Here is a 25798-nt window from a genome sequence, read left to right as displayed (position 1 = left end):
GCTGACCTGCTGACCTGCTGACCTGCTGACCTGCTGACCTGCTGACCTGCTGACCTGCTGACCATGAATAGTGATGTATTCATAAGTCACTGGAGAAGATCCTTTGGAGAAGTATTTTTCCTGCACACCAATCTTCAGTATTCTCCGCGAGACAGAAGCCGGTGTTTTGGCCCGGGAGCTCTGCCACAGGCTGTATACCGGAAGTCTCATCAGCTGCTAACCGTACTCAGGATTTCGGTCAACACACCATCAATATGTAGCCTGCATAAATTTATAAGGCAGAAGCTATTATAATCAGGGGTTAAAACTATTTTTTAAAATATACGAATATTTTTTAAGGTGATTTTGTTCATTTTTATTCAGGAGCTGGCTGTAAAAATAACATATTCTTTTCATGTTGTATGATTTTCAATTCTTTGTTGCTGGTCATTTTTTCTGTGTAATCTGATTATACATGCTCGAAAGCTGTTCTTCAGTGAGTGATGCGCCAACCTTTATTTAACATTAATTTAAAGTTGGTTCATTTTTGATTGTGTCTTTGTTTAAGGTTCCTGAACTTAAAGGTGGTGTCAGGAAAAAAATTTAGTTACATTAGTTTCGCATTAACGAGATGATGAATGAAATTACATAATATGGATCCGGCTGGTAATAATGATTTTTTGGGTGGATGGCTGGTTTTTTATTAGGGCGTTTAAAGGAAGGTAATAAGCAGGTGATTTTTTTAATTATTCCTTTTATTCTTGCTCGCAGTGTGAAATTGCTTCGCTTAATACGATAGGTGAAGGTTTTGACGTTAACATGCTTTTTCAGGGCGAAGTGAGCTATTAAAGTTATCTGTTTAATTTTATCCTCTGGCTTGCGGGCATGATAAATGTCAGAGAACTAATACATGCTGGGACACCCACTGCAGTGGAACCAAATGTCCTCTTCAGGAATCTGATCATGTTAATAAACCAGAGCAAAGTGACAGCGAGGATTATGAACGTCAACACTGAGCGTGGGTAAAATTCAAAAGCGAGGTTAATACGCCGAATTCAACTTATTTGAGATGTCACCAAATTCCATTGTCTTTTCTATGGGGCTGTTTTTAGCTTGCTACCGATTTTGCTGGTGAACTGAGCGGATTTTTTAAATATTAAAAATCTAATTTTCTCTTGAGATCTTAATGTCTGTGAGTTTAATTCATGTCAGAAACCCAAAGTAAACTGGGCAAGGCCCGGCCGCCACGCGTGCATATTACCTATGACGTTGAAGTTGGTGGCGCGGAAACCCAGAAAGAGTTGCCACTGGTTATTGGTGTGATGGGCGAATTTTCGGATGAAAAAAAGCCCCTTCGTGAGCGACGCTTTGTTCAGATTGATAAAGACAATTTTAATGAAGTGATGCAGGGCATGAAGCCTGAAATCGAAATGCTGGTTGATAATGAACTGAATAATGACGATGGAAAGCTGTCGGTCGCACTGCGTTTCAATTCTATTGAGGATTTCGCTCCTGAAAATATAGCTCTACAGGTGGAGCCTCTGAAAAAACTACTTGAGCTGCGGGAGCAACTGAGTGATTTACGCAACCGTACAGCCAGTAATGATCGCCTGAAAGAACAACTGGCGGAACTGCTGGCCAATCAGCCTTCAGAAACGAAAGTTGATAATGTGGGAGAAGAGGCAGAATGAGTGCTGAGGAAATGCAGGCTGCAGTCACAGAGGCGGTCAGTGCCGATTACCTTGATCAGATAATTGACAATACCCAGGCTATCAGGCGTGAGTCTGATCGCAGCAAGCTGAGGTCTCAGCTTGACAGTTTCCTCAGTGAGGTGGCAACAGGCGCTGTTGTTGTAAGTAATGACCTGGTGGGTAGCATTGAGGAGCGCATCACAGTCATTGATGCCCTTCTTTCGGCGCAGATCAGCAAAATCATGCAGGCGCCAGCGTTTCAGAAAATGGAATCTTCGTGGCGGGGTCTGCAGAAGCTGGTTCAGAGCAGCGTTACGGAAAACACGAAAGTCCGGGTGTTGAATTGTACCAAAAAAGAGCTGATCCGCGATTTTAAATCTGCCTCTGATTTTGACCAGTCAGTCCTGTTCAAAAGCGTCTATGAGAGCGAATACGGCACTTTTGGTGGAGAGCCGTACTCCGCATTTGTGGGCGATTTTGAATTCGACGCCATGCCGGAAGATTTATATCTGCTGGAGCAGATTTCTCATGTTGCGGCGGCGGCTCACGCCCCTTTCCTCACGGCAGCGGATGCCGGCATGTTTGGTATGAATAACTTTCAGGAGATGCCGCGTCCCCGGGATCTCGGCAAGCTTTTTGACACGTCAGACTATATCCGCTGGCGTTCTTTCCGACAGAGCGACGACGCCCGCTACGTTGGACTCACACTTCCCCGGGTTATAGGTCGCCTGCCTTATGGTGCCAAAACAACACCAGTAGAGATGTTCAATTTCGAAGAGAAAATCGACGAGAGCCGTGAGGGAGCCAGCTATCTGTGGATCAATGCCGCCTATGAACTGGCCGGCCGAATGATTTCTGCTTTTGAAGATCATGGATGGTGTGCGGCTATTCGCGGTGTTGAAGGTGGTGGTCTGGTGAAGTCGATGCCGGTGTATAACTACATTTCGCATACCGGCGAGAAGGTATTGCAGTGTCCAACGGAAGTGGCTATCTCCAACCGCCGTGAAAAAGAGTTAGCAGACCTCGGGTTCATTCCTCTGGTGTACTGCAAAGGAACGGATTATGCCGCCTTTTTCGCTGTGCAGTCGGCAAATAAACCGCGGAAATATGACTCCAACCTTGCAAACGCGAATGCGCGGTTATCAAACCAGCTGCAGTACATTATGACCACATCAAGGTTTGCTCATTACCTTAAATCGATTGTGCGGGATAAAGTCGGCAGTTTTATGTCCAGAACAGAATGTCAGAACTTCCTGCAAAACTGGATTAATCAATATGTGGTGGGCTCTGACAATGTCGGCCTGCATATTAAGGCCAGCCATCCGCTGCGCGAAGCCCGGATTGAGGTAGTGGATGTCCCGGGATGTCCCGGAAGCTATCGTGCCGTGGCCTATCTGAGGCCTCACTTCCAGCTTGAGGGACTGACGATGTCGCTTCGGCTTGTAGCTGAATTACCTGCATCGGCAGGCTGATAAAAAACGTATTATAACCAGGAGAAGATATGTCCAGTGCAAGTAATCTATTTATGCAAATCGACGGTGTAAAAGGAATTGTAACTGATAAACAGTATAAACAGTGGATTGCTATCGGTCATGCATCAATGGGCGTGCATAGCCAGGCCAGTATTGATAATGGCAGTGGGCAACTGAATAGCAGCGGCGTGCATTTTGAAGATATTTCTATTGCGAAGGCGCTGGATGCCACATCAACCCAACTGGTTGATATGGTTGCGCAGGGAACCAACGTTAAAAAAGTGATTATTGCGCTGAACGTCAAAACTGACAATAAAGATAATGAAATTTGCCGCTGGGAATTTGAGAATTGCATTTTTACCAGCCATAACATCAGCCTGCATAATTCAAACGGTATACCTGATGAGCAGCTTGCCATGGTATTTGGCTCGGTTAAGTTCCAGACCAGTATGATTACGTCTGAAGGTTCAACCAGTAAACAGGGTCCTGTTGGCTGGAATCAAGTCACTAATACCAAACTTTAAGTTAAGCGGCAGCGCGCTTTATAGCGTGCTGCTTATGGGAACATTATGCTTTTACAGCTGCTGTCTGATGATAATCCTGTCGCCCAGGATGAAATCCCGGAAATTATTTCGGATGACGGGGTGCTCGCAGCGGAGCTATTGATGCTGCTCTCATCCAGGCCTCGGCACTACCACGTTTCAGACATGCCTGAAATATGTCAGTCGGTCATTAACTACGGTATCAGCGATGTGTTTCCGGGAGGGATATCCAGAAGTGATAGAAATATTATTCTTGAATCCCGCATTTTACGTGCGCTTCAGCTTTTCGAACCGCGTTTAAAAGACGTCATGGTGTCCGCCGGAAACGAAAGTTATGGATGCAGTTCCTTTATTATTGAGGCTGAAAAAAATAATGCTCCCATCCGTTTTTATCTGGAATGGGATGACGTCCTCAGCCATTTCTCATTACGTTAACAGTGGTTTCTGACATGCTGTCAAAGAAGTTGCTTTCTTATTATCAGAATGAGTTGAGCTATCTCAGAAAATACGGAAAACGGTTTTCCCGTCATTTTCCGAAGGTTGCCCGACGTCTTGGCATGTCAGATGGACTGTCCGAGGATCCGCACGTTGAGCGGATCATCGAGTCTTTTGCACTTGTTACTGCGCAAATTCAGCAGCGTCTGGATGAGGATATGCCTGAAGTAACCGAAGCTCTGCTGACCGTTCTGGCTCCTCAGTTTCTCCGGCCGTACCCGTCGGTATGTATTGTACAGATGCAGCCTGACAAAAGAATCAGCGGACTGACCACTGGCTGTGAGGTTGAGGCCGGGACAATGCTCTATACCCGACAATCAGAGGAGCATGTCTGCCATTTCAGGACGCTTTACCCGGTCATTATGGAGCCCATGACGCTTGAGGAAACAAGTCTCAGGTTTGATAACAGCACTCTGCGCTGGCAACTGGAATTACGGCTTCAGGTCTGGCCGGGAGCAATCCTGAATTCACCCTCACTGCGCTTTTATCTTAATGGCAGCAGTCTGGCAGTGAATATACTTTACACACTGATAAATGATGAGATTGAAGCCTTTTCACTGGTTTGCGGAGAAAAGCATTATTTACTTTCTGAATCTGATATTCAGGTCGTGGGATTTAACCGTGCAGAGAGTATTCTCGAATGCGATCCCCGTATATCACCGGTCTATGCTCTGCTTCAGGATTATTTTTATTTCCCTCAGAAGTTCCATTTTATTGATTTCAGCCTGCCCGCAGGACTCACTGTGACATCGAATGAGGTCATGTTGTTCAGGCTGCGTTTTCGCCAGTGCGCGATGGTTGCAATGCTGGATAAAATTGCTTGCTCGGTTGACCGACATTTTTTCCGGCTGCACTGTACGCCGGCAGTAAACCTTTTTCCAATGCGTGCTGAACCTCTGGTTCCGCACGATGATACTGCGGAATATCCTGTGAGACCCGATATCCGTCATGGTGATGCTATAGGAATATGGTCAGTGAACCGCGTTTGTGCCACGCACAAAACGGGTAATGAAATCAGCACAAGGGATATCGCGCCGCTGTTTGGTCTGTCGCATTCCGTTACAGGGGGAGAGCAGGGGACATACTGGCAGTGTATGCAGCGTGAAACCGTTGATGAAAGTGGCCCTGCAAACCGCCTGTTTATTGCTTTTTCCGACCGCGGTGAAAAGCCTCTGACGCCGAAGAATGACTTGATTAATATAGAACTGACCTGCTATGACCGGGATATACCCTCCAGCATACGCAATGGTAATCCTGAAGGGGATTTCGAGTCGGATCTGGCAGTAGCGGGAGTGACCATTACGGCACTCACGCGGCCCACGCGAACCGTCTCTCAGCAGGTAAAACAGGCTTCACGCTGGCGGCTCATCTCGCATTTATCCCTCAATCATATGCTCATCAGCGGCGATAACGGGGTTCAGGTCCTTAAAGAAACATTTGCGCTATATAACATTAATGATAATCCCGCTATTCAGCAGCTGATCGGATTAATCAAACATGTCGTTGTAACACCTGTGACCGCTCGTCTGGTGAGCAACGATCCCCTGTCAATGGCGCGTGGGGTTGAGATCTGTGTGACTTTCCAAAGTTCCGCCGCAGAAGAACCTGAGTATTTTCTATTCTGTCGTTTTATTGAGCACTTTCTTTCGCTTTATGCACCAGTAAACAGCTTTTCACAGGTCGTAACCTGCATCGAATTTCATCAGGAAAGCCGGCGAGTGTGGCCTGTGCGGAGCGGGAGGCTGTCGTGGATTTAAGTACGATTTTCAGCCGATATAACTTTTTCCAGCAGGTTCGCCTGATGTTGCGGCGCCTGAAGGAACGACCTGAGAGTAACGGAACAAAATCGCTGACCAGTGATATCAGTTTTGTATCGCCTCTTTCACTTGACGCTCCAGCAGGCGAAGTGGGTCAAATTATCAGAACGGAAGAGGGAGTATGGCAGGTTGAGGTTCTGATGTATGGAATGACGGGTGCTCTGGGAGCACTACCCACGACGTATACAGAATGGATGCTGGAGCGCTATTACCGATACGGTGATAAAACGGCGAAAGCATTTATTGATATCTTTAATAACAGATTGCATGCCCTGCGTTATCTGGCCTAGCTTAAATATCACTATTACGCCTCGTATGAGTTGAACAGTCAACGCCCTCTCAGCGAGGCGTTGCTGGGGCTGGCTGGCGTCATGCAGTCTGCTCCTGCGCTTCAGAATGAAGCCTTCGCAGGTCTTTTTATGCACCCTGTGCGGTCAGCCCTGAACCTTGAAACATGGCTGGAAAACCTTTTTTCCGTTCCCGCCCGAGTGCGTTCTTTCACCGGAGGATGGCTGAAGGTTCCTTCTGAGCAGTGTTGTCATCTTGGTCATGTCAGGCTGACTCTGGGACAGGCCCCTATGCTGGGTCAGATGCGCAGAGACAGGGCTTCCGGCTTTACAGTGGAATTGGGCCCGTTGCCATTAAGTCATGCGCCACAGTATCTGCCTGGCGGAAAATTCTATGCCGACCTGTTAAAACGCATTCGCGAATATGTTGGTCCCGGACTGGCATTCTCGGTCGAAATAATTACAAAACATGATCGCCACGGCGTCCCGGGGGGATGTCTCGGTGTGGATCTTTGTCTCGGGCAGCCCGGACCAGGTTTTCATCGTGTTTATTTACCCGTGTGCCGTGAACAGGAATAAATAAATGTTATCAGGTCAGGAAAATCGCTTTATCCGTTTTGTCGGACAGTCTGCATCGTCTCTGGTTCTGTTGTCCCTGGAAGGTAAAGAACAGTTGTCTGCGCCGTACGACTTCACAATCCGCTTTCGTTCAACACTGACATCGTCAGAAACGGCGAGTTTGCTGGGTGAGGAACTTGCCTGCCATGTTGGTTCAGGACAGCGCTCGCGTTATGTGCAGGGGGTCGTAACAGAAATGGAAGAAGAAAGCGATGACAGGGGGATCTGTACTTGGCACGCACGGTTACAGCCTCGCCTGGCTCTGCTGAAAATGGGCCGTAATCTGTCCGTATATCAGAATATAACGGTACCCGACCTGGTGTGTCGTTTGTTACGCGGGAATAACATCACCGATATTGACCTGCGGTTACATGGCAGTTATGCACCGCATGAATACTGTATTCAATACCGTGAATCGGACTTTGATTTTATCAGCCGACTTCTTGAGCAGGAAGGAATTTACTATTTCTTCTGCCAGACCAAAGATCGACATACGCTTGTCCTGGCCGATCATCCATCCGGTCACTACCGTGCAATAACACCTGAGCTGGCCTATCAGCCTGAAGCGGGAAAGGGTGAGGATGGCGGCATTTCGAGCTGGTCATCCCGTGTAAGTCTGGCAGTGTCTTCTGTTCATTATAAAGCGTTCAGTTTCGAACAGGCGGCTACCGCAGAGGGCGAATGTCTGTGTAATAACCTGGAATACAGTGCTCAGGGGATCAGTTTCGTTGATGCGTATGACCTGAGTGACCGGGAGACGCTGCAAAGCGCTGCACGGCTGAAAATGGAGCAGCTTGAAGCGCAGACCCGCTATGCGCATGCCCGCATTCAGGCATGGTGGCTAAGTTGCGGCGAGACGTTCTGTCTCACGTCGCTGCCTGATCAGGCAGGCGAATATATTATGCATTCCCTGACATTTCAGGCTGTCAGCAACCTGGATGATGGTTTACCCGATTTTAAGTGTAACGCGTCAGTTTTTGATACCGCCAGAGTGTGGCGGCCTGAGTGTGTCACACCCGTACCTGACATACCCGGAGTACTTACGGCGACTGTGGTCGGTCCTGCCTCTGAAGATGTGCATACGGATGAGTACGGCCGCATAAAAATACAGTTCCCCTGGGACAGCGAAAATAAGAATGATGACAGCAGTTCCTGCTGGGTCAGGGTATCTCAGCCCTGGAGCGGCGCGCGCTTCGGTGCCATGTTCATCCCCCGCATCGGCAGTGAGGTGGTGGTTAGTTTCCTGCTCGGCAATCCTGACAATCCGCTTGTTACCGGCACCGTCTCCAACGGCAGGAACCTTCCTTTGCTTAACCTGCCCGGTGAGAAAGAACAGGCGGGATTTGTATCAAGAAGTTCTCTCAATGGTTCAGTGGAAGAGGGGCATCAGCTCCGTTTTGACGACAAAAAAGGAGAAGAAAAGCTAACTCTCGTCGCCCAAAAAGATATGGATGTGGTGGTCAAAAATAATCTGACGACGGCCGTTACTTCTGCGGTTAAAGAGACCATCGGCTCTGATCGCTCCACGGAAATCACCAAAGGAAACGATGCGCTCATTCTGCATCAGGGAAATTGTAACCTGACCCTGGAACAGGGAGATTTTAACACCCTCCTTCAACAGGGAAACATGGCGCTGGGTCTGCAGCAGGGGAATTACAGCCTGAAAATTAATGGTCACCTGCAGCAAAATCTGAAAGACGGAAGCCATTCACTCAGCATATCCGGGGGAGGCAGCACAATAAAGGCAGATAAGCGCTGTGTTATCGAGTCAACCCAGGCGGTTGAGCTGAAAGTGGGCAGCAGCAAAATCTCCATTACCCCGGCCGGAATAACGCTGAGCGGCACCACCATCAAAATTGAAGGGACAGCCACGGCAGAACTGGGTGGTGCAATGGTCACGATCAAAGGAAGCGGCATGACCCAGGTCAAAGGTGGCGTGGTCATGATTGGCTGAGGATGACAAAAATGACTGTGTCTAAGATTTTATCCCCGGAAGGGGTTGCGAAGATTCGGGATTCGGCGTCCTGGCATGAAAACATGCATAGCCTGCTGACCGCTTTGCACTGGGAAGACGCGCTTGGGTACTGGGTAAACGCGTGTACGGCTGAGAAATTGATTGCCTGGCTGCTACCGCATTCAGTCAGCACGCTGCCGCCGGGTGAATCCACCCATGCATTTGAAGCCGATATCAGTAACTGGCTTAAAACCTACGAGGATAACTACCGCTGGCGTATTTTTCATCAGGCTGAATCGCTGGGTTTTTCCACACCTGCAGGTGCTCTTGGCCTGGCGATTTTCTGGACGGGAAGCCTGACGCAGCCGGAATATGAAGCTGTATATGCTGACGAACATCTTACGCCCCTGATGCTCTGTACCGTGTTGCGACTCCTGAGCATCAGGCTTGCCGGACCCGATACGCCGGATTTTGGCGCACGGCAACTCTATTCTCTTTGGCTTCCGGTGCAGGAGAACGAATGATGGGACAGCCAGCAGCACGAGTCGGCGATATGCATATCTGCCCGATGGTCACTCCGGGAGTGCCGCCAATTCCTCATGTGGGAGGGGCGGTATCAACGCCCGGTACACCCACGGTGCTAATAGGCGGCGTGCCTGCAGCGACAGTGGGATCGCTTGCCATCTGTGTGGGGCCACCAGACAGTTTAGTGGCGGGAAGTACCTGCGTATTCATTGGTGGTAAGCCAGCGGCGCGAATGGGGGACATCTGTGCCCATGGTGGAACGGTTGTCGCAGGTTGCGTCACAGTGCTGATTTCATGAAAGGGCATAGGGATGAAAATTGATTTAGACGAGCTTCTCTTGCCCCTGCCCGGAGGGCAGCCAGCGGGCAGATGCATGGAATATGAATCTGTATATGAAGAGATCCGTCAGGCGCGTGAGAGCGATCCGGACTTTCTGCCACAGGACGAATGGCGGACACCCCTGCGTAAAGCCGACTGGCCAAAAGTAATACGTCTTAGCGCATCAATACTGCGTGAAACCAGTAAAGACTTGCAGGTCGCCTGTTGGCTGGTTGAAGGGACCAGCCAGCAATACGGGATTGTCGGTATCAGGGAAGGCCTTGCTTTTCTGCATCGTTTTGTTGCCCGTTACTGGGACAGTGGCTGGCCCAGGAAAGACGATGACGATGGCCTGTTGATTAGTCATGCCATCGTCAGCCGGCTTGATCGGCAACTGTCTGATCTGATTATTCAGCTTCCTTTGCTCAGTCAGACTGAAAGCACGCTCGAATACTGGCGGAAGGTACTGGCTTATGAACATCAGGCGTCAATGGCTCCGGGTGAACGCGGCAGCGAGGATTTTTCAGCCGAAACGTTTCACCTTTGGGCCTCCCGGCAGTCAGCGGAAAAGTTAGCACGACTGTCTGATGAATTGTTACTGCTGTCAGTATGTCTTGCAGATTTTGAAGCCACATATCAGACGCTGAATCCGCAAAAAGAAGGACCAGCACTAGGGCAGACAGCTCAGGGAATTAATGACCTGCAGGCATTTTCACAACGACTGGCCGGGTTAGTGACACCAACCAGCGAAGATGTCATGTCGCTTAATGTTCTCGCACGGAATGACGAACAGCCTGTGTTAAAAACCAATGAGCTGGCTTCAGGATCAGGCAATCAGCAAATGTCTCGCGATCTGGCGATCACCCAGATGTTAACGATTGCTCATTTTTTTCGTCAGTCTGAGCCCTCGAGTCCGGTTCCATTTTTAATGGAGCGAGCTGCCCGCTGGGCTGACATGACGCTGACGGAATGGCTGGAAGAGATGCTGAGTGATAACAACACTCTTCAGGATATTAATAACGTGCTAACGGGGCCAGGGAAGGAATGATTATAAAAGGGAAAAATCTGTGCTGTTTCAGCCTGATATGGATGTTGTCAGGTTGTGCGGGACATCAGAGCAGTTTGCAAAATTCAGCGAAACCAGATCTGTCAGCGCCGTTTTCAGCTGGAGCCATTAGCGTAACGCTAAATGCCAGGCCTGACCTGAATCTGGTCAACGGCATGGCCAACAGTTGCACTATTTTAGTGCTTCAGGCTGCAAAAGCCGAAACGCTTGAACAGATACTCATCAATCCTGTGAAAGTAAAGAGCCTGTTTGCGGGGGCAGGAGTCGGGACGGATGCGGCAAACGGCCACGCAGTTTTACAGATTGATCGTTACACCATGATGCCGGGACAGACAACCACGTTGCATGTCGACAGGGCAATGCACACGCGATACATGGCGCTGATTGCAGGGTACTACCCATTCCCGGGTAAACAGCACCAGATCCAGGAAGATATTCCTGTAAGGAAATACAAGACAGGATGGCTGAATCCCGTCTGGCATCGCGAACTTTCACCATTATCTCTGGCAATCACGCTGGGAAGTGAGGGAATTATCAGCACACAGAAAAACGTTCAGAAAAGCCAGGCTCCGGATGTCAGCCTGCCTGACATTGATCTGACTGAGACAAAAAATAGCGGAGCAGATAAACAATGAACGCTGAAGAACAACAGATCTATTGGCATTCTGGACTTTATCTGCAACCTCAACATTTACAGTCGCTCGATCTCCATTATGCATGGTTGCATGCCCGTCATCGGCAGCAGGCGCAACCTTATAACTACGGGATTAGTGAGATGTCTGTGAACAGGGCTGCTCTGAACGATTATGTCATGAGTGTTGATAGCATTAGTTTCTTTCTTCCGGGTGGAGATTATCTGACGTACCCCGGAAACTGTCGTATTCAAAAAAGAAACTTTCGTGATGCCTGGAAACTTCGCGATCATCCTTTAACGTTATGGCTGGCATTACCGCGGTTTGACGCTGCCCACTGTAATGTGACGTTGCCAGAAAAGGAAAACAGCCATGTGGTAACTCGCTGGCTGAGTATGGCAAACGCTCCTCTGATGAAAGACGTGCATGGTAGCGGTCCTGAAACTGAAGTAAACCGTATCTTATATAATGTTTTGTTGCTGACGAGCGAGGAAAAAGAGGCCGCAACCAACTGTGAATGCATCCCATTGGTAAGGTTGTGTCATGAGGGTGAGCAAGTGGTCTTTGATTCAATGTTTTCACCTCCTGCCGTTACGCTCTGTGGCAGCCCCTCACTGCATAAGCTCATTGAGAGCCTTGTGTTCGAAATCGGAGCCAGAACCCGGAAACTCGAAGAATATAAGCGTCCGGAACAGCTGGTCAGCCGTCAGGAACGGAGCGATCAGCTAATTCAACTGATGACTATGCGCTCTCTTAATCGCGCATTACCCGTGCTGAAAAATTACATGGCGGCTGCTCAGGTACATCCCTGGAGTATTTATAATTTACTGAGTCAGCTTGTCGGCGAACTTTCCTCATTCAGTGATTGTTGTAATTGTCTGGGAGAATGGAAAGGGGAGGAAAATATCGCCCTGTATTATGATCATGAAAAACTATTTGACTCATTTTATCGTGTGAGAACGACGTTAACTATGCTTATGAACAGCCTGGTGCTTGAAGACAGCACGTATATAAAGCTGAAAAATGAGAATGGCATATTTTGTGGAGAGATAACGAAAAATCAGGAACTGAAGAAAGGCGATGTTTTATTGTTATTACGTACTTCTGAAAAAATCCTGAGCCAAAGTGGTCAGTTCAGTGCGGCAGGCTTTAAGCTTGCCTCGGGTAATACGATTGACGGATTGATTCGACATGCTTTGCCAGGGGTAGCGCTCACCGCCTGCGAAAATCCACCTCGGGGAGTGCCTGTTCGCAACGATTATTATTATTTTCACATACACCACAATTCTGACCAGTGGCGTTCTGTAGCTGAAAATGGGGAGGTTGCGTTTTATTTTCCTGAAATGCCGGATGACCTGGAAGTGCAGCTGGTTTTTACGGGGGCAGAATGAATTCTCTGTTAAATCATTATCTACCTGTGTTCAGTATAGGAATAAAGTTCAGTCTGACGCCCGAGGATTATCCTGACTGTAATCATTTCAGAAATGAGTGCATTACATTGCTGGATAAGGCTATGCTGAACTCAGAATTATTATACAGCCTGCAGGACTGTGAGGATTCACATTTTGCGGTGATTGTATGGCTTGATGAAATGGTATTAAAAACGTCACCGGACTGGGTAAATGAATGGCGCACCAGCATGCTGCAAAGTCAAAGGTTCCGGACGGCGATCGGGGGCGAGGAATTTTACACCCGTCTTGATAGAATTGATTTAGTGAATAAGGACCTGAGGCAGGTTTACCTTTTTTGTTTGCTCATGGGTTTCCAGGGGAAGTATGCTCATAAGAGGAGCGATGAATTACAGTTGCGTATCAGTGATGAAAGGAAATGTCTTCCAGATGAATGGCAGTCCTGGCCCGGTGTTGCGAGAATTATAGCAACGGACGTCGAATTAAATTCGCGCCAGTCTTTTCAGAGGTTGCGTTTTTTTCATAACAAAACATCATTGTTTTTATTTGGTGCTATTTTTTATCTGACAACTCTTTCAGGACTGCATCTGTTAATCCGGAACTAATATGTTAAAAAAGATAATTCCCGTTATAATCTGGGCGGTTTTGCTGTGCATTCTTTTCATCTTTTGCCTTTTCCTGTCAGTATGGATGGAAATATCTCTTGTTTACGCCATTGTTTTATGGTTTTTTTTTATTTTTTCTGTTTGTCTGGTTAGTCTGCTTCGGAAATCGTTATCCGCCTTGCAAAAGCAGGATTATTTTCAGAAGCTTTTTTCCCGCCATGTATTTTCCCGTACAGAACGGATCCTGTATACACACTGGAGATCGGGCGTACGTAGATTAAAAAAAGCCAAAAGAATAAATAAGGTCTATCCCTGGTTTTTTATTACCGCAGCAGGCAACAGTCATTCAACCCTGCTGTCGGGGTCAGAGATGATGCCAGCTTCGGGATGTCGGGAAAATCGGGAGATCACGCCAGCCCGAACCCTGCGGTGGTGGTTTTTCCAGCCACTGTCATTTCTGGAACTGCCCGGACTATTTTCTGAGTCCGGATGTGTGAAAAAAGTCTGGAAACGAACTGCGAGCTGGTTTCATGCGGCTCCGCCGCCGGCCGGCGTTGTCGTCTGCATTTCTGTTACCGAATTGCTGAATCTTCGCGATGAGCCGCCTGTCATCAGGGGGAGGCGTATACGTGCTTGCCTGGAGCCGTTGCTGAATAAAACCAGAAGACGTTTGCCGGTTTATGTCCTGGTGACAGAGTGTGAAAATATCCCGGGATTTAGCCGCTGGATAAGTGCGCTATCACCAGAACAACAGCACCAGCCTCTGGGATATTTCTGGCTCACGCCTCCCGCGATTGATAGCCGTGATCCCTCATTCCTCAGTCCCCTTTTCGATGCCATGAGAGAGGGGCTAAATAACGTGCGTATCAGCATGTTTTCCGGAGCAAAGCCTGATGCTGATACACTTTTTCTGCTGGACATGCCTGAGCAGATGCAGTCGCTTCAGCCTGTATTGCATCAATATATTGCGTCCATCTGTGGGGATGATGTCAGTTCAGACTCTACGGTCCCGGCATTAGGCGGGATCTGGTTTACGGCAACAGAACCTGTTAGCAACACATCAAATGAGAGAAAGAGTTATTTTACAGGAGAGTTGTTTTCCAGAACGCTGCCATTTATCAGTAGCAACAGCAAAATATTATACACATGCCCTGTCCGCGGCTTTTTGAGCCGCTGGGGAACGCTTTTTATCGCGAGCATAGTTACATTTCTGCTGTTGATTAGCGCGACAATGACCTTTCATGTTGTTGATACCGATAAAAGCAGTGATGTAATTAGCTCTCTTTCTCAGCTGGAATCGATTGATGCTGCTCTTCAGCATCCGGTCCGCTATTTACCTTTCATAAGTGTGCTTTATTCCCGCCAGGCCGAGATTGAGGATAGGATATTATCCTATTCGGTGATTCATTATCAGGATGATCGCGAGGTTATCAGCCGTTACCACCAGGATTTCAAACTGGTCGTTCCGGAAAAACAACGTGAACTCATCCTGGAACTTGCTCGTGCTGTTGTGGCAAAAGAAAGCCTTCTGAACGGCAACGCACTGGCTTCGTCATCAGGAAAGTCACCGATATCTCCTGCCCTGACAATGATGACTAGCGATATTTCCCTGACTCCACGCCAGAGTTTGCTGCTCCAGCGTGCACTTTTGTTGCGTAATGGAGGAGAACAACAGATATCCCGTTTAAGACGTTTACTGGGTGAACTTGTCAGTGACGATCCACAGTGGCGATGGCTGCTGGCATCAACTCAGCAGATTTCGCCTGTACGTTCGGGAAGCTTTTTTCCAGGAAGTGGTGACAAAGTTAGCATTGATGGCATCTGGACAGCGGAGGGGACGCAACAAATTTACCGCTGGCTGAAAGAGATTCACTACGCAGCAGGTAAAAAAATAGACTTACCCGCCTTGGCACGGTTTGAACAACGCCTGCCTGCACTACGTCAGTCGGCCTGGATTAAGTTTATTATACAGCTGAACAGACTGCCTGTTTCGGATCTGAGTGAGCAACAGTGGTCTGATATCTTGCTCAATATTGCCCAGGGAAACAGTCCTGCAACAGGCCTTGCGCGTATGGTAAATCAGCAGCTTGCAGACATCAGTCATGCTGACGCTTCGCCCTGGCTGTTACAGCTGCGAAAGCTGGTTGAATTGCAGACGAACAGTGTTTCAGGAACGCTGGTTCGACAGTTCAGTCAGCGCAAGCAGGAGCTGGATTTTGTCTTCGGGGAGTGGCTTAAAAAGGGCAAGGGCGCTCAGGTTATTACTGACGCGGGCTTACAGGCACAGTCGTGGACGGATTGGCAGAGCAGTTTACATTCTGCCGTATCAGATGCACTTAATTCGCCATCAGATACTCCCTTGCTGACGTCAGGTCTGTTTGCCCCTGTTCAGGGAAACGAAAACAATCCACTTCCTGCACTGAGTAAGCGTTTCACTGCATTGCGTAAAAACCTGATCTCTGTGACGCCAGATGCCGGTGTTGACGCGGTCTGGACACTGTATGGGCAGGATAAAAAATTGATAATCGCTCATGCCATGCAACAGAGTGGATGCTGGTTACAGCATCAATGGCAAAGCACGGTGCTATGGCCACTGGAGCAGAACGCCAGGCGAATAGACTATCCGGCACAACAGGCTCTCGCACACCAATATATTTCCTCCTTTATGCGTGATTCAGCAAAACATGTTCTCGCTATCGGTAAGAACGGTGCTGAAGCAGGCAAATTTGAAGGCCAGCATATAAAGCTGAGCCAATCGTTTATCTCCCTGATAAACGCGGAACTCAATCCCGATGATTTGCTGCCCATGCCTGAGCGGGATAAAACCCGTAAGGATGACAAATTAGCCCTGCTCAGAGCCCAGCAGAAAAGTCTCGAAGATAAGCAGAAACAGCTGGAGAGCACGCCCAGAGAACTGAGCCTGCATAGCCTGCCAGCCACAGTACCTGGTGGTGCCGGGCTAATGCCTGTCGGCACAAAACTTACTCTTTTTTGTGACGATCAACGCTGGGTACTGAAGAGTATGAACTTCGATGAACAGGCGCTTTTCAGATGGCGGCCGGGTCATTGCGGCCGGGTGGCACAGCTTATTCAGTTTCCCGGCTTCAGCCTTGAATATAACTACACAGGAGAGAGTGCCTGGCCAGATTTCCTCAACGATATAGCAGAAGGGCAGCACACTTATCAGGCGGAGGATTTTTCCGACCAGGCTGCATTATTGCGTGCGCAGGGTATTAAACAAATTATGGTTCGCTATCAGCCAGCCAGCCAGGCTGATGTTCAGGAGACCTGGCGGCAATGGCAGGCGCTTGAACACGCACTTGATGAGAATAATAGCGCGCAGCAAGCGTCTCTCATTCAATCCGGCGATGGACGCTTTTCTGAACCGCAGAAACACCTGCTTTCCCGCCTTCCTGCAAAAATTGCAAGTTGCCCCTGACCAGCTGTCGGATGAACTGTTCATTTAGTATAAAAATCAGGAAAAAAAGATGAGTCAGTATTTGAAAAAAATTACGGAAGTCTTTTCTGCCGATGCGCGGTACTGCCTGAATGCGGCAGTGAGTCAGGCCGTTAGCCGGACTCACCATGAGGTGAGTGTTGAGCATTTACTGCTGGCGCTAATCACTACTCAGACGGTATTGCTTGAACAGCTGTGTCTGGGGGCGGGGCTCAGAGGGGACCAGTTGGCAGACGCGCTGACACATAGTCTGAACCAGCAGCGCAGCGGCAATACCTGTGGACCCGTACTGTCTGAGTCCCTTGTCCGGCATCTTGAGAAAGCATGGCTGCATGCCAGCATTTGCTGGCATCAGCGGCATCTTCCTGCCACGGCGTTTATTGGTTGTCTGCTTGCTGACCTGGACAATGTTACGTTGCCTCTTCCGAGAGAGGTTCGTCAGGCACTGCATTGTGACGTGCTGAAGGCTGACGCACTCATGGCTGAATACTCAGGTACAGGTAAGAAAAAAGTTAACACGGAAGAAGGTGTGCCATCTGGTGGGCCTGCATTGCTGAAATACACCCATAATCTGACTCAGAAAGCGCGCCGGGGAGAGCTGGATCCCGCTACAGGGCGTGAGAATGAAATCCGCCAGATGATAGATGTATTACTTCGTCGGCGTCAGAACAATCCAATCCTGACGGGTGAACCTGGCGTCGGTAAAACAGCACTGGTTGAGGGATTAGCGCAGCGCATCGTCAGCGGTACCGTACCAGACTCACTGAAAAAAATGGATATCATGTCACTTGATCTCAGCCTGTTACAGGCTGGAGCCAGCGTAAAAGGTGAATTTGAAAATCGGCTGCAAAGCCTGCTCTGTGACATTCAGTCACACCCCGTGCCGATCATTCTTTTTATTGATGAGGCACATATGCTGGTTGGAGCAGGAGGGACTGCGGGCCAGAACGATGCGGCCAACCTGCTAAAACCCGCCCTGGCAAGGGGAGAGTTACGCATGATCGGTGCTACAACGTGGTCCGAGTACAAAAAATATTTTGAAAAGGATGCTGCGCTTGCCCGCCGCTTTCAGATAGTCAGGGTGACGGAACCCGACCGGGACACGGCAATTAATATGCTGCGGTCGATTGTACCCGCCATCAGCAGTCATCATGGTATTCCAGTCCCTGATTCGGCAATCGTGGCTGCTGTTGAATTCTCTGCCCGTTATCTTCCGGGCCGGCAGTTGCCTGATAAGTCAGTCACGCTGCTGGATACGGCATGTGCCAGGGTGGCTTTATCCCAGAGCGACGAGCCACGAGAGATTGAAGATCTGAATGTCATGCTGAGGAATATCTCACTTGAGCGCCGTAGCCTCTCTCTGGACAGTGGATGTGCAACACGTATTGCCTGGCTGGATCAACGTAAAGCTGAAATCAAACAAGACCTGACCATTCTGACTCCGGTATGGAAAGAACAGCAGAGCCTGGTTGCCCGGATTGCTCAATGCCAAAATTCTGAGCAGCAAGCAAGCCTGCGGCAGAAACTGTCTGTAATGCACAAACAGCAACCTATGGTCTTCGAGCGTGTTGATGCGGCATGCGTTGCAGAAATTATTGCCGGGTGGACGGGGATTCCGGTGGAACAAATCCTGGAGCAAAAACAGGGGCCGCTGAATACTCTGTATGAACGTTTGTGCGAACGGGTTACCGGACAATCACATGCGCTTGAGGCAATTGTCCGGCAGATTCGAACCAGTCGGGCGGGTCTTGCCGATCCGTTAAAGCCAATGGGCGTCTTTATGCTGGCCGGACCTTCCGGGACAGGTAAAACAGAAACAGCACTGGCCCTGGCAGAAATGTTGTACGGCGGAAGTAGAGGGCTGATAACGCTGAATATGTCTGAGTACCAGGAGGCACACTCTGTCGCCGGCCTGAAAGGCTCTCCCCCTGGCTATGTCGGCTATGGACAGGGTGGCGTACTGACTGAGGCTGTGCGTCGACAACCCTATAGCGTTGTTCTGATTGATGAAGTTGAAAAAGCACACAGAGATGTGATCGAACTTTTCTATCAGGTATTTGACAAAGGGGTCATGGAGGACAGTGAAGGGCAAACTATCGACTTTCGCAACACCTTCATCATTCTGACCAGTAATCTGGCTGATGATGTAATTATGGCGGCAGGAGAAAAGGAATCTCCTGATATCAATGCATTAGTCCGCCAGATACGACCTGAATTCAGCCGCGTATTTCCAGCGGCGTTTATGGGGCGTCTGACCCTGCTCCCTTACTTACCGCTCAGTGCCCAGGCGCTTAATAATATTATCAACGCTAAGCTCAGAAAAATCAGCCTGCGCTTTTCTGGCAGAGACGGTGAGAAGAGATCTCTCAGTTACAGTCCTGCAGTAGTGAGGTATATCGCTGACCGCTGTCATGTCAGGCAAAGTGGCGCGCGTGATGTTGATACTGTAATCAATCAAAGCCTGTTGCCTTTGGTGACCGATTATTTGCTCGAAGCTGACGGCAGCGGAAACCTGCATATCCGGGTGCAGGTTACGGGAAAAGATCTTGCCATCGTTACAGATCGACAGAGTAAAAGAAAATGAACTCAGGCACTGGTTTTCAGGCGCTAAAAGTTAATAAAAAAGATCCGAGACAGAGCCCGGAGTTTCTTGAAATCAACTGGTCCATGCAGAATGCAGATATTCGCAGGATGAGTGAAAGTGAATGGAAAACGCTGGATAGCCAGTGCCGGGCATACTGGCGTAAGTATGGGTATGATTTGCAGAGTGGGTGTTGGTTCTGTCTGATGAGCTTAAAGCTGGACGGCTGGAGAGGTCTGGCGCAGGGACTCAATATCCTGGTTAGAGTATGGCGCGGCAAGGCATCCGAATATTGCTGGCCTCCGGTCGTCGATTCGGATCGACGACGATATCTGCTTGAATGGCTGAATACACACGTAGTGACCAGTATTTACCAGCTTGACTGTGATGATAATTTTACGGCCGTGGCCAGTAGTATTGCTGAAAGTATTGCACTGCTTTATGACGAAGCGGTGAAAACGGATGCGCGTTGCAGAAACTCTTTAAAAAATATGCATTATTTTCTTCAGGTTCGCAGTAAAGCATCTTCTTCTTTGATTTTAAGCCTTGCACATTTAAAAATTGATAAAGATATACGGCCAGAATTATCTCCGATCAATATTAAAACCAATTCCTCTGTCCAGGGGAGCAGCATAAAAAGAAAGCATCTTATTCAGGCTGGATGTGCAGGTATTATTGGCGGTATGTTGGCGACCATGCTGTTAATGTCCGGCATCAGATACATGGAAAAACCAGGAGTTACCGAAAAGCTTGCTGGGGTACTTCAGGATTTTCCGGGTGACGATGCACTGACAGCATTAGCATGGCAGGGGATAGATAAGGAAGAACTGGAAAGTCATCGTGATGAAATATTGCATAAGTCGGCGTCATTATTGACATGGATTGCGGATCGTCCAAACGATGAATTACTTCGCAAGGGCGATATTCTTGCTCAGCGTCTTGAAAATGCATGGCCTGATAATTCAGTCAGTCAGAAATGGAAGTATAAACTGCAGGCTAAGGCTAACATTTTACCCTCAACGTGGAACTACAAAGAGGTTACTGCCGATCTGGACGAATTTGATTTAAAACTGGCCAATGCAGAACAGAAAAAAGGAGGATATTTAACGATTTCTGAACTGAAAAGCTTTTCCTGGAAAATACGCAGAAAACTGGAAAGTTCAGGCGTACCACCAGAAGAACTGCTTAGATATTCAGCAGAGGATAAAGAAGGCAGCCGTAAAGAAATTCTGGAGTCTGTTGCAAAAACCTTGTCTGCTTTAAATGCTTTGTATGTATTGTCAGTGAACCAAAATGATAAGCCAGCACAAGAAAATCATTAAGTCCCAAAAGGATTATGCTCTTTAATGAACGTAATGTTTTTTCTGAAAAAATAAAGCTGATTTGATTTTGTTATTTTGAGGTGGCTGGCAACACTAAGCTAGCATCACCCGTGTAAAATTATACTAAACATGAGATTTAAAATGATAAACTTTGATAGAAGTATTTCAAAGAAAGGTTTAAAAAAATTCAGTGAGAGAACTCAGGTTAGAAACGAAAGAGAAAAGATTAATAGCGATATATTACGGGCGTGGGATTATGAATTAAATAAAAAAGCAAGACCAGATTTAATGATCGCACACTGTATCTCTTCCCGCGGAAGCGTTTCTGCCATTGGAAAAAAGAACACAAACTCACCTTTTTTAACAAAGACTGTAGAAGCGGTTCTATCATCATGGGATGTTATATCTGCCTGTTGTACAGGTGTAGTGTCGAATTCTAACGGTATTATGGAAGGTCGGGTGCCTCTGGATATTCAACTCAATCTTCGTGTTCCGGTACAAAATATTTTGGGTACGCATCATAGTGATGTGAGATTCAATAATTTTTCAGGGCTTGAAGGTAATGTTCCGCATGGACGTGTTCTGGATAAAGCGGCATTGACCGAAAGTATTTTTAAAGGGATAGAAAGACCTAATGATCATGGTTTCAAAATGTCTGGTCCTTATAATATTTTACGTCATCCAAATGAATTCTTGAGAAAAATTGTTTCCAGTGCGGGTAATTATAACGAAATACTTCTTGTGGGGAAGACAGGCGTACGGATGTATATGGACTTCCCATGTACTGAAATGATAAAGCTAAGAGGGGTTTCATTCAGACCAAATTATCTTATAAAGCTTTTGATCAAAGGGGAATATGACGAAGAAACACTGTCAAAATTTGAAGAGGACATGGAGTTTATAAAAAAAATTCTCAGGGTTAATGCTAGTAACAGACTTCTATTTCCGATGGGAAGACATCCTGGGTTAAGAAGGCTTAAGTTTTCATATCACATTGAAAAAGCAGGGTTTATAACAGTTGATGGTAGCTCTTTTGTGCTTAGTTGAAAGCTAAATTTTTAACATTTTACTGATTATTCGTAAGGTGCCGGGAGAATGTTCCTGCCACCCCTCTTATCCGTTAATTAGTAAGGAGATACGTATGGATAAAAAAAAGTGTGTGGCCGGCAATCCATTGCAGGTAAACAAGGCATTGGAACTACAGGCATTGATTATGTGTTATTTCCCAAAATATACTAACTGCGAAGTTGAGTTTGAAGAATACAACTGGGATTTCGGGGGTAGTGATAATGTTATTCAGTCAAAAATAAGAAGTATGGCTATATCAAAAGGGTATTGTAAAAAGGATTTTATAGTGCGAAACCGGATGGTTGTAAAAAAAGAAAAAGCAATCAGCCCCATAAAAACCCTTCACAGGGCATTGGTAGCAACCTATGTTACTTCAGGTAATTACTATAATACGCCCTTAAGACGACGTCTCAATCCAGTTCAGCGGCTTGTGTCTGAACCACTTACCATGAGTATGGAGGATGTCATTGAAAAGTTCAGGCGTGAAAGCGAAGAAGCTGCCAGAGGTTATGGGTTTAGCCTTGATTTTACTGTAAGAAGCATGAGATTACAGGGCAGGTTGTCTGCGGGCTTTTCAACATTACTGCTTAAAAATCTGCTATTGGAAAGAAAAAGAAAAGGGACAACGTTTCGTGGCGTTCTGGCGTCATCACAGTTTGTGACTTTGCTCGATTATTACAGTCAGCATTCTACCGTTGTAACCACAGATCAATTTCTTTCCACTACCACATATCAGCTTGTTGCCAGAGAGTTTTCCGCAGGAAAATATGATTCCCGATCTGTTTCTGAAGGAGATAAAAAAGTTGTCTTTATCGTGGAGGGATACTCTGGTGCAGAAATATCAGCATGGATTGATGAAGGTGAAGTGTTATATCCGCCAGAAGTTTATTTTCAGGTCTGTCAAGTAAATACTTATGAAAAAATACGTTATCTGGGTGCTACATACGGCGCGTTTATCTATAAATTAAAAGAGGTTTCTGCGCCAGATACCGATAAGGAAATACCCTTTTTAACAGATGTTCATAAATTGCAACGTTAAGGCATAATTTTAATAACATGTTTGATATCACACCTGAAAATGCTGGGGTTAAAACATACACTCCATAAATATCTTCTTTTGGTTTTTTAGCTTTTAAGAAGAATATGGCGGTGTTTTCAGGGTGAGGTTTCTCTTATTTTTTTCTGGTGGATGCTTTTATTTTTCTATAATATAAAAGGTAATGTTTATGTTAACAAGCACTCAACGTGATAAGTTAAAAAATATATTTAATCATCGTGCTAAAATGAAGACAATCAATTCATTTTTATCCTTACAAGAACCTGCGGGCCCAGAGCAAATCCTTGAGCTAAGGAGGTTGTCTGACAATGATTATTTTTTTGTCCCTGTGATGCCTGAAAGGAAAGTTAATATCCCGAAACCTCATGGGCGATTTTTATTTGTTATTCCCTCTTTCTCGCCAGGAAAGGTCTTCTGTGGCGTACCTGATGGTTACCGGACGTTTGCTTCTGATATTATCAAACCAATACAGGGCCATACTTCAATATGTCTTGATAAAGATGTGTTTTTTGCGGGTGAAGTGGATTTTATTAATGGTGTATTGAAAAGCTGGTCGAATAACAGTGGTCATTATATGCCAAAAGCAGAACTCATTGATATTAATTTTATTCCGGCAGTAAAATTACTCTTGCCTAAAAGTAAGTTTAATGAGATTTTTTGAAGTAATTTTTTGTTAATGATAGACATGTAATTTTTTAGACTACTGTTTTTTTTGAAAAGCAGGATGTCCAGGAGTGCCAGAAAGATTCATTCACTACAGAATCTGGCAAATGCCTGCAAATACCTCAGAATTGGTAAGGAAATAGATCGTTCATTACGGTCTGGAAGAATGCGTTAGCAAAGATACCTGAACCCTAAAATTTTATGAACAAGGAGCACCCCATCATGGAAAGTCAGAGTCTTGTTGATATCGCTGAGGCCTTTCCTCAGTCAGCCATCGATCTCAAATATGCCACCGCTGACAACCTCACCGGTAAGCCGATCTATCGCGACGCGCGTTGTCTGCTGCACGTTGATGCGGCGAAAGCGCTGGCAAAATGTATCAATATCGCCGGTGTGGCGGGCTATAAGATGCTGATCCTCGATGCATATCGGCCACCTGCTGCGCAGGCTATTTTATGGCAGGCCTGTCCGAATCCTGACTATGTTGTGCCGCTTTCGCGTGGATCAAACCACAGTCGCGGAACGGCGGTAGACGTGACGCTGATCGATGAGCGCGGTGAGATCGTGGATATGGGCACCGGCTTTGATGAGATGAGTGAGCACTCTCATCCTTATCATCCTGCAGTGCCTGTTCCGGCACAGCGCAACCGACTGATGCTTAATGCCATCATGCTGGGCGGTGGCTTTAGCGGTATTGCAACCGAATGGTGGCATTTTGAATTGCCCGGTTCAGAGAACTATCCTCTGATTGACGGTGTGTTTCACTGTTATTCCTCGTCTCATGCTGAAAATATCAACATCTGAAGCGTTATAAACAGACGGGGTATAATGAGTGCAGGGAGATGCGTATCGCGCTGTTTAATATAAGCAGAGTGATTAAATAAAGGAGTTCGGGCAGGGCGGAATGACGTTTTCATTTACAGCGGTTTTCTGGAGTAATAAAAATAAGCCGTGGCAGGCGCCACGGCTAACGATTTATGCAGACTGCCACTCGCTTTCAACATCCGCTTTGGCTTTAGAGAGAATGACTTTATTGTCATCCACTTCTTTAACCCAGCTGAATGGGATAATGTGGTGCTTGCCGCCTGCTTCAGGGTCGCTTTTCGCCAGTTTAATTTTGTCGTCGCCTTCAAAATGGTCGACAATACCGACATGTTCGCCGTTTACATCAACAACCTGTGCGTGATCCAGAATCTCTGATTTATCTACCATGGTGGCTTAATCCTTATATTTGATGAGTTAAGTTGCCCTCAGACAAAACAAGCCTGGTAGTTAAATACGTTTTTAGCCAGGCGATTAACAAAATGAAATAGTTAAGTGCACTGGTCCTGGTCGATATTATTTCCCCTCATAAGTGTGTGAAAGAAAAATAAGCGAAACCGCAGATAAGGCGGATTTGTCTGTTGCATCAGGCATTCTGACCTGTTCATCTGCCACATCACTTTAATCAGATTAGCTGCGTGAGTCTGCCGCGCGTTTAACAACAAGGCTATGATAATCAGACCCATCGCCTTGCGGTAGAGCAACCTGATCGCGGGCGGTTTAACGTACAGAAAGGAGTCCCTATGACAGCAGTCAGTTCATTGACCACCGAAGGCGGCGTCTGGATTAATCAGCCGCCGGTACACAGTCTGGATGGCAATACGTTGCAGTTCGAAACCGCATTAAACAGTGATTTCTGGCAGCGCACCTGGTACGGCTTCGAACGGCACAGCGGCCACGCCTTTGGCTTCTGGGTAGAAAACGACTTCACCGTTCAGGTGCAGGTGAGGGCAGAATTCAGTCAGCTCTATGATCAGGCTGGTCTGTTCATTCAGGACAGTGAAACGCATTGGGTTAAAGCGGGTATTGAGTTCAACGATGACCAGCCCGCCATTGGCAGCGTGGTCACGCGTGAGTTTTCTGACTGGTCTACCGGCGTTTTTCCAGGCGATGCGCGTCAGTTCTGGATGCGAGCCACGCTGGAAAATGCCGCGCTGAGGATCCAGTACTCCACTGATGGAGAGATATGGCCGCTGTTGCGACTCTGCCCGTGGCCGGGTCAGGGGCGGCGTTTTGTCGGCGTGATGGGCTGCTCGCCCGAACGCGAAGGGCTGGCGGTTAGCTTTATGGATTTCGCGCTGACTCCGCCGCTCGGTAAAGCACTGCACGACCTGTCATAACCCTGGGCAGATTGCTTATCATCGCAGAATCGGCTTAATTGTCGGGTCAGAATTTGCGGTGACGCGTCGTCCATGCAG

At 47.4% G+C, this 25798-nt stretch carries 22 protein-coding genes and 1 pseudogene; 21 read left to right on the top strand and 2 right to left on the bottom strand.

From position 1 onward, the window contains the following. Positions 1-591: 591 nt before the first annotated feature. Complete coding sequence (locus tag H7K52_RS19055) at positions 592-810, bottom strand: IS1 family transposase (RefSeq protein ID WP_220486796.1); 219 nt, start codon at positions 808-810, stop codon at positions 592-594. Between the two features lie 374 nt (positions 811-1184). Here H7K52_RS19055 and tssB point away from each other — a divergent pair, with 374 nt between their 5' ends. The 20 genes and pseudogenes from tssB to ddpX all read left to right on the top strand — a co-directional run bounded on the left by tssB (position 1185) and on the right by ddpX (position 24362). Next, positions 1185-1670 (top strand): type VI secretion system contractile sheath small subunit, encoded by a 486-nt coding sequence (gene tssB, locus H7K52_RS10790; RefSeq protein WP_003854105.1) that lies wholly within the window; start codon positions 1185-1187, stop codon positions 1668-1670. Beyond that, a complete protein-coding gene (gene tssC / locus H7K52_RS10785) occupies positions 1667-3142 on the top strand; it encodes a type VI secretion system contractile sheath large subunit (RefSeq protein WP_182630035.1) in 1476 nt (491 codons plus the stop codon). Before tssB ends, tssC begins: the two co-directional genes overlap by 4 nt. Before the next feature lie 29 nt (positions 3143-3171). Beyond that, on the top strand, positions 3172-3666 hold the full coding sequence (locus H7K52_RS10780; RefSeq protein WP_008924967.1) for an Hcp family type VI secretion system effector: 495 nt from the start codon (positions 3172-3174) through the stop codon (positions 3664-3666). A 45-nt stretch (positions 3667-3711) separates the two neighbouring features. Beyond that, positions 3712-4119, top strand: coding sequence for a GPW/gp25 family protein (locus H7K52_RS10775; protein WP_003854098.1), 408 nt, complete (start codon positions 3712-3714; stop codon positions 4117-4119). 14 nt (positions 4120-4133) lie between these two features. Next, positions 4134-5936, top strand: a complete 1803-nt coding sequence (gene tssF / locus H7K52_RS10770; protein ID WP_039659122.1) for a type VI secretion system baseplate subunit TssF — start codon at positions 4134-4136, stop codon at positions 5934-5936. Further along, positions 5900-6862, top strand: a pseudogene (gene tssG / locus H7K52_RS10765) (type VI secretion system baseplate subunit TssG). Before tssF ends, tssG begins: the two are co-directional and overlap by 37 nt. Before the next feature lie 4 nt (positions 6863-6866). Beyond that, positions 6867-8855, top strand: a complete 1989-nt coding sequence (locus tag H7K52_RS10760) for a type VI secretion system Vgr family protein (RefSeq protein ID WP_008924970.1) — start codon at positions 6867-6869, stop codon at positions 8853-8855. An 11-nt stretch (positions 8856-8866) separates the two neighbouring features. Further along, a complete protein-coding gene (locus H7K52_RS10755; RefSeq protein WP_008924971.1) occupies positions 8867-9379 on the top strand; it encodes a DUF6931 family protein in 513 nt (170 codons plus the stop codon). Further along, positions 9379-9678: a PAAR domain-containing protein gene (locus H7K52_RS10750; protein ID WP_181162220.1), complete on the top strand. Its 300-nt coding sequence runs from the start codon at positions 9379-9381 to the stop codon at positions 9676-9678. The genes H7K52_RS10755 and H7K52_RS10750 overlap by 1 nt, the downstream gene beginning before the upstream one ends. 12 nt (positions 9679-9690) lie before the next feature. Continuing rightward, complete coding sequence (gene tssA / locus H7K52_RS10745; RefSeq protein WP_182630034.1) at positions 9691-10746, top strand: type VI secretion system protein TssA; 1056 nt, start codon at positions 9691-9693, stop codon at positions 10744-10746. Further along, on the top strand, positions 10743-11399 hold the full coding sequence (locus tag H7K52_RS10740; protein ID WP_039659126.1) for a type VI secretion lipoprotein TssJ: 657 nt from the start codon (positions 10743-10745) through the stop codon (positions 11397-11399). Before tssA ends, H7K52_RS10740 begins: the two co-directional genes overlap by 4 nt. Beyond that, on the top strand, positions 11396-12787 hold the full coding sequence (gene tssK / locus H7K52_RS10735; protein WP_105099428.1) for a type VI secretion system baseplate subunit TssK: 1392 nt from the start codon (positions 11396-11398) through the stop codon (positions 12785-12787). The genes H7K52_RS10740 and tssK overlap by 4 nt, the downstream gene beginning before the upstream one ends. Next, positions 12784-13410 carry a DotU family type IV/VI secretion system protein gene (locus H7K52_RS10730; protein ID WP_182630033.1) on the top strand — a complete coding sequence of 209 codons (627 nt, stop codon included), beginning with the start codon at positions 12784-12786 and terminating at the stop codon, positions 13408-13410. The genes tssK and H7K52_RS10730 overlap by 4 nt, the downstream gene beginning before the upstream one ends. 1 nt (position 13411) lies before the next feature. Beyond that, positions 13412-16849 (top strand): type VI secretion system protein, encoded by a 3438-nt coding sequence (locus H7K52_RS10725; protein ID WP_182630032.1) that lies wholly within the window; start codon positions 13412-13414, stop codon positions 16847-16849. A gap of 49 nt (positions 16850-16898) precedes the next feature. Then, on the top strand, positions 16899-19451 hold the full coding sequence (gene tssH / locus H7K52_RS10720; protein WP_182630031.1) for a type VI secretion system ATPase TssH: 2553 nt from the start codon (positions 16899-16901) through the stop codon (positions 19449-19451). Then, positions 19448-20770, top strand: a complete 1323-nt coding sequence (locus tag H7K52_RS10715) for a VasL domain-containing protein (protein ID WP_105099424.1) — start codon at positions 19448-19450, stop codon at positions 20768-20770. The genes tssH and H7K52_RS10715 overlap by 4 nt, the downstream gene beginning before the upstream one ends. 141 nt (positions 20771-20911) lie before the next feature. Further along, a complete protein-coding gene (locus H7K52_RS10710; protein WP_182630030.1) occupies positions 20912-21817 on the top strand; it encodes a hypothetical protein in 906 nt (301 codons plus the stop codon). 94 nt (positions 21818-21911) lie between these two features. After that, entirely contained in the window at positions 21912-22877 is a 966-nt protein-coding gene (locus tag H7K52_RS10705) for a hypothetical protein (protein ID WP_182630029.1), read from the top strand. A 187-nt stretch (positions 22878-23064) separates the two neighbouring features. Next, positions 23065-23556, top strand: a complete 492-nt coding sequence (locus H7K52_RS10700) for a hypothetical protein (protein WP_008924982.1) — start codon at positions 23065-23067, stop codon at positions 23554-23556. 224 nt (positions 23557-23780) lie between these two features. Next, entirely contained in the window at positions 23781-24362 is a 582-nt protein-coding gene (gene ddpX / locus H7K52_RS10695) for a D-alanyl-D-alanine dipeptidase (RefSeq protein ID WP_078804179.1), read from the top strand. A 171-nt stretch (positions 24363-24533) separates the two neighbouring features. On the opposite strand, the gene H7K52_RS10690 is transcribed toward ddpX, so the two are convergent. Continuing rightward, a complete protein-coding gene (locus tag H7K52_RS10690; protein ID WP_003854080.1) occupies positions 24534-24770 on the bottom strand; it encodes a DUF2171 domain-containing protein in 237 nt (78 codons plus the stop codon). A gap of 353 nt (positions 24771-25123) precedes the next feature. On the opposite strand from H7K52_RS10690, the gene H7K52_RS10685 reads away from it, so the two are divergent. Next, positions 25124-25720 (top strand): DUF1349 domain-containing protein, encoded by a 597-nt coding sequence (locus H7K52_RS10685; RefSeq protein ID WP_078804180.1) that lies wholly within the window; start codon positions 25124-25126, stop codon positions 25718-25720. Positions 25721-25798: the final 78 nt, after the last annotated feature.

It is taken from the genome of Pantoea hericii (genome assembly GCF_014155795.1).
Lineage (GTDB): Bacteria > Pseudomonadota > Gammaproteobacteria > Enterobacterales > Enterobacteriaceae > Pantoea > Pantoea eucalypti.
This window is presented reverse-complemented; position numbering and strand designations above follow the sequence as displayed.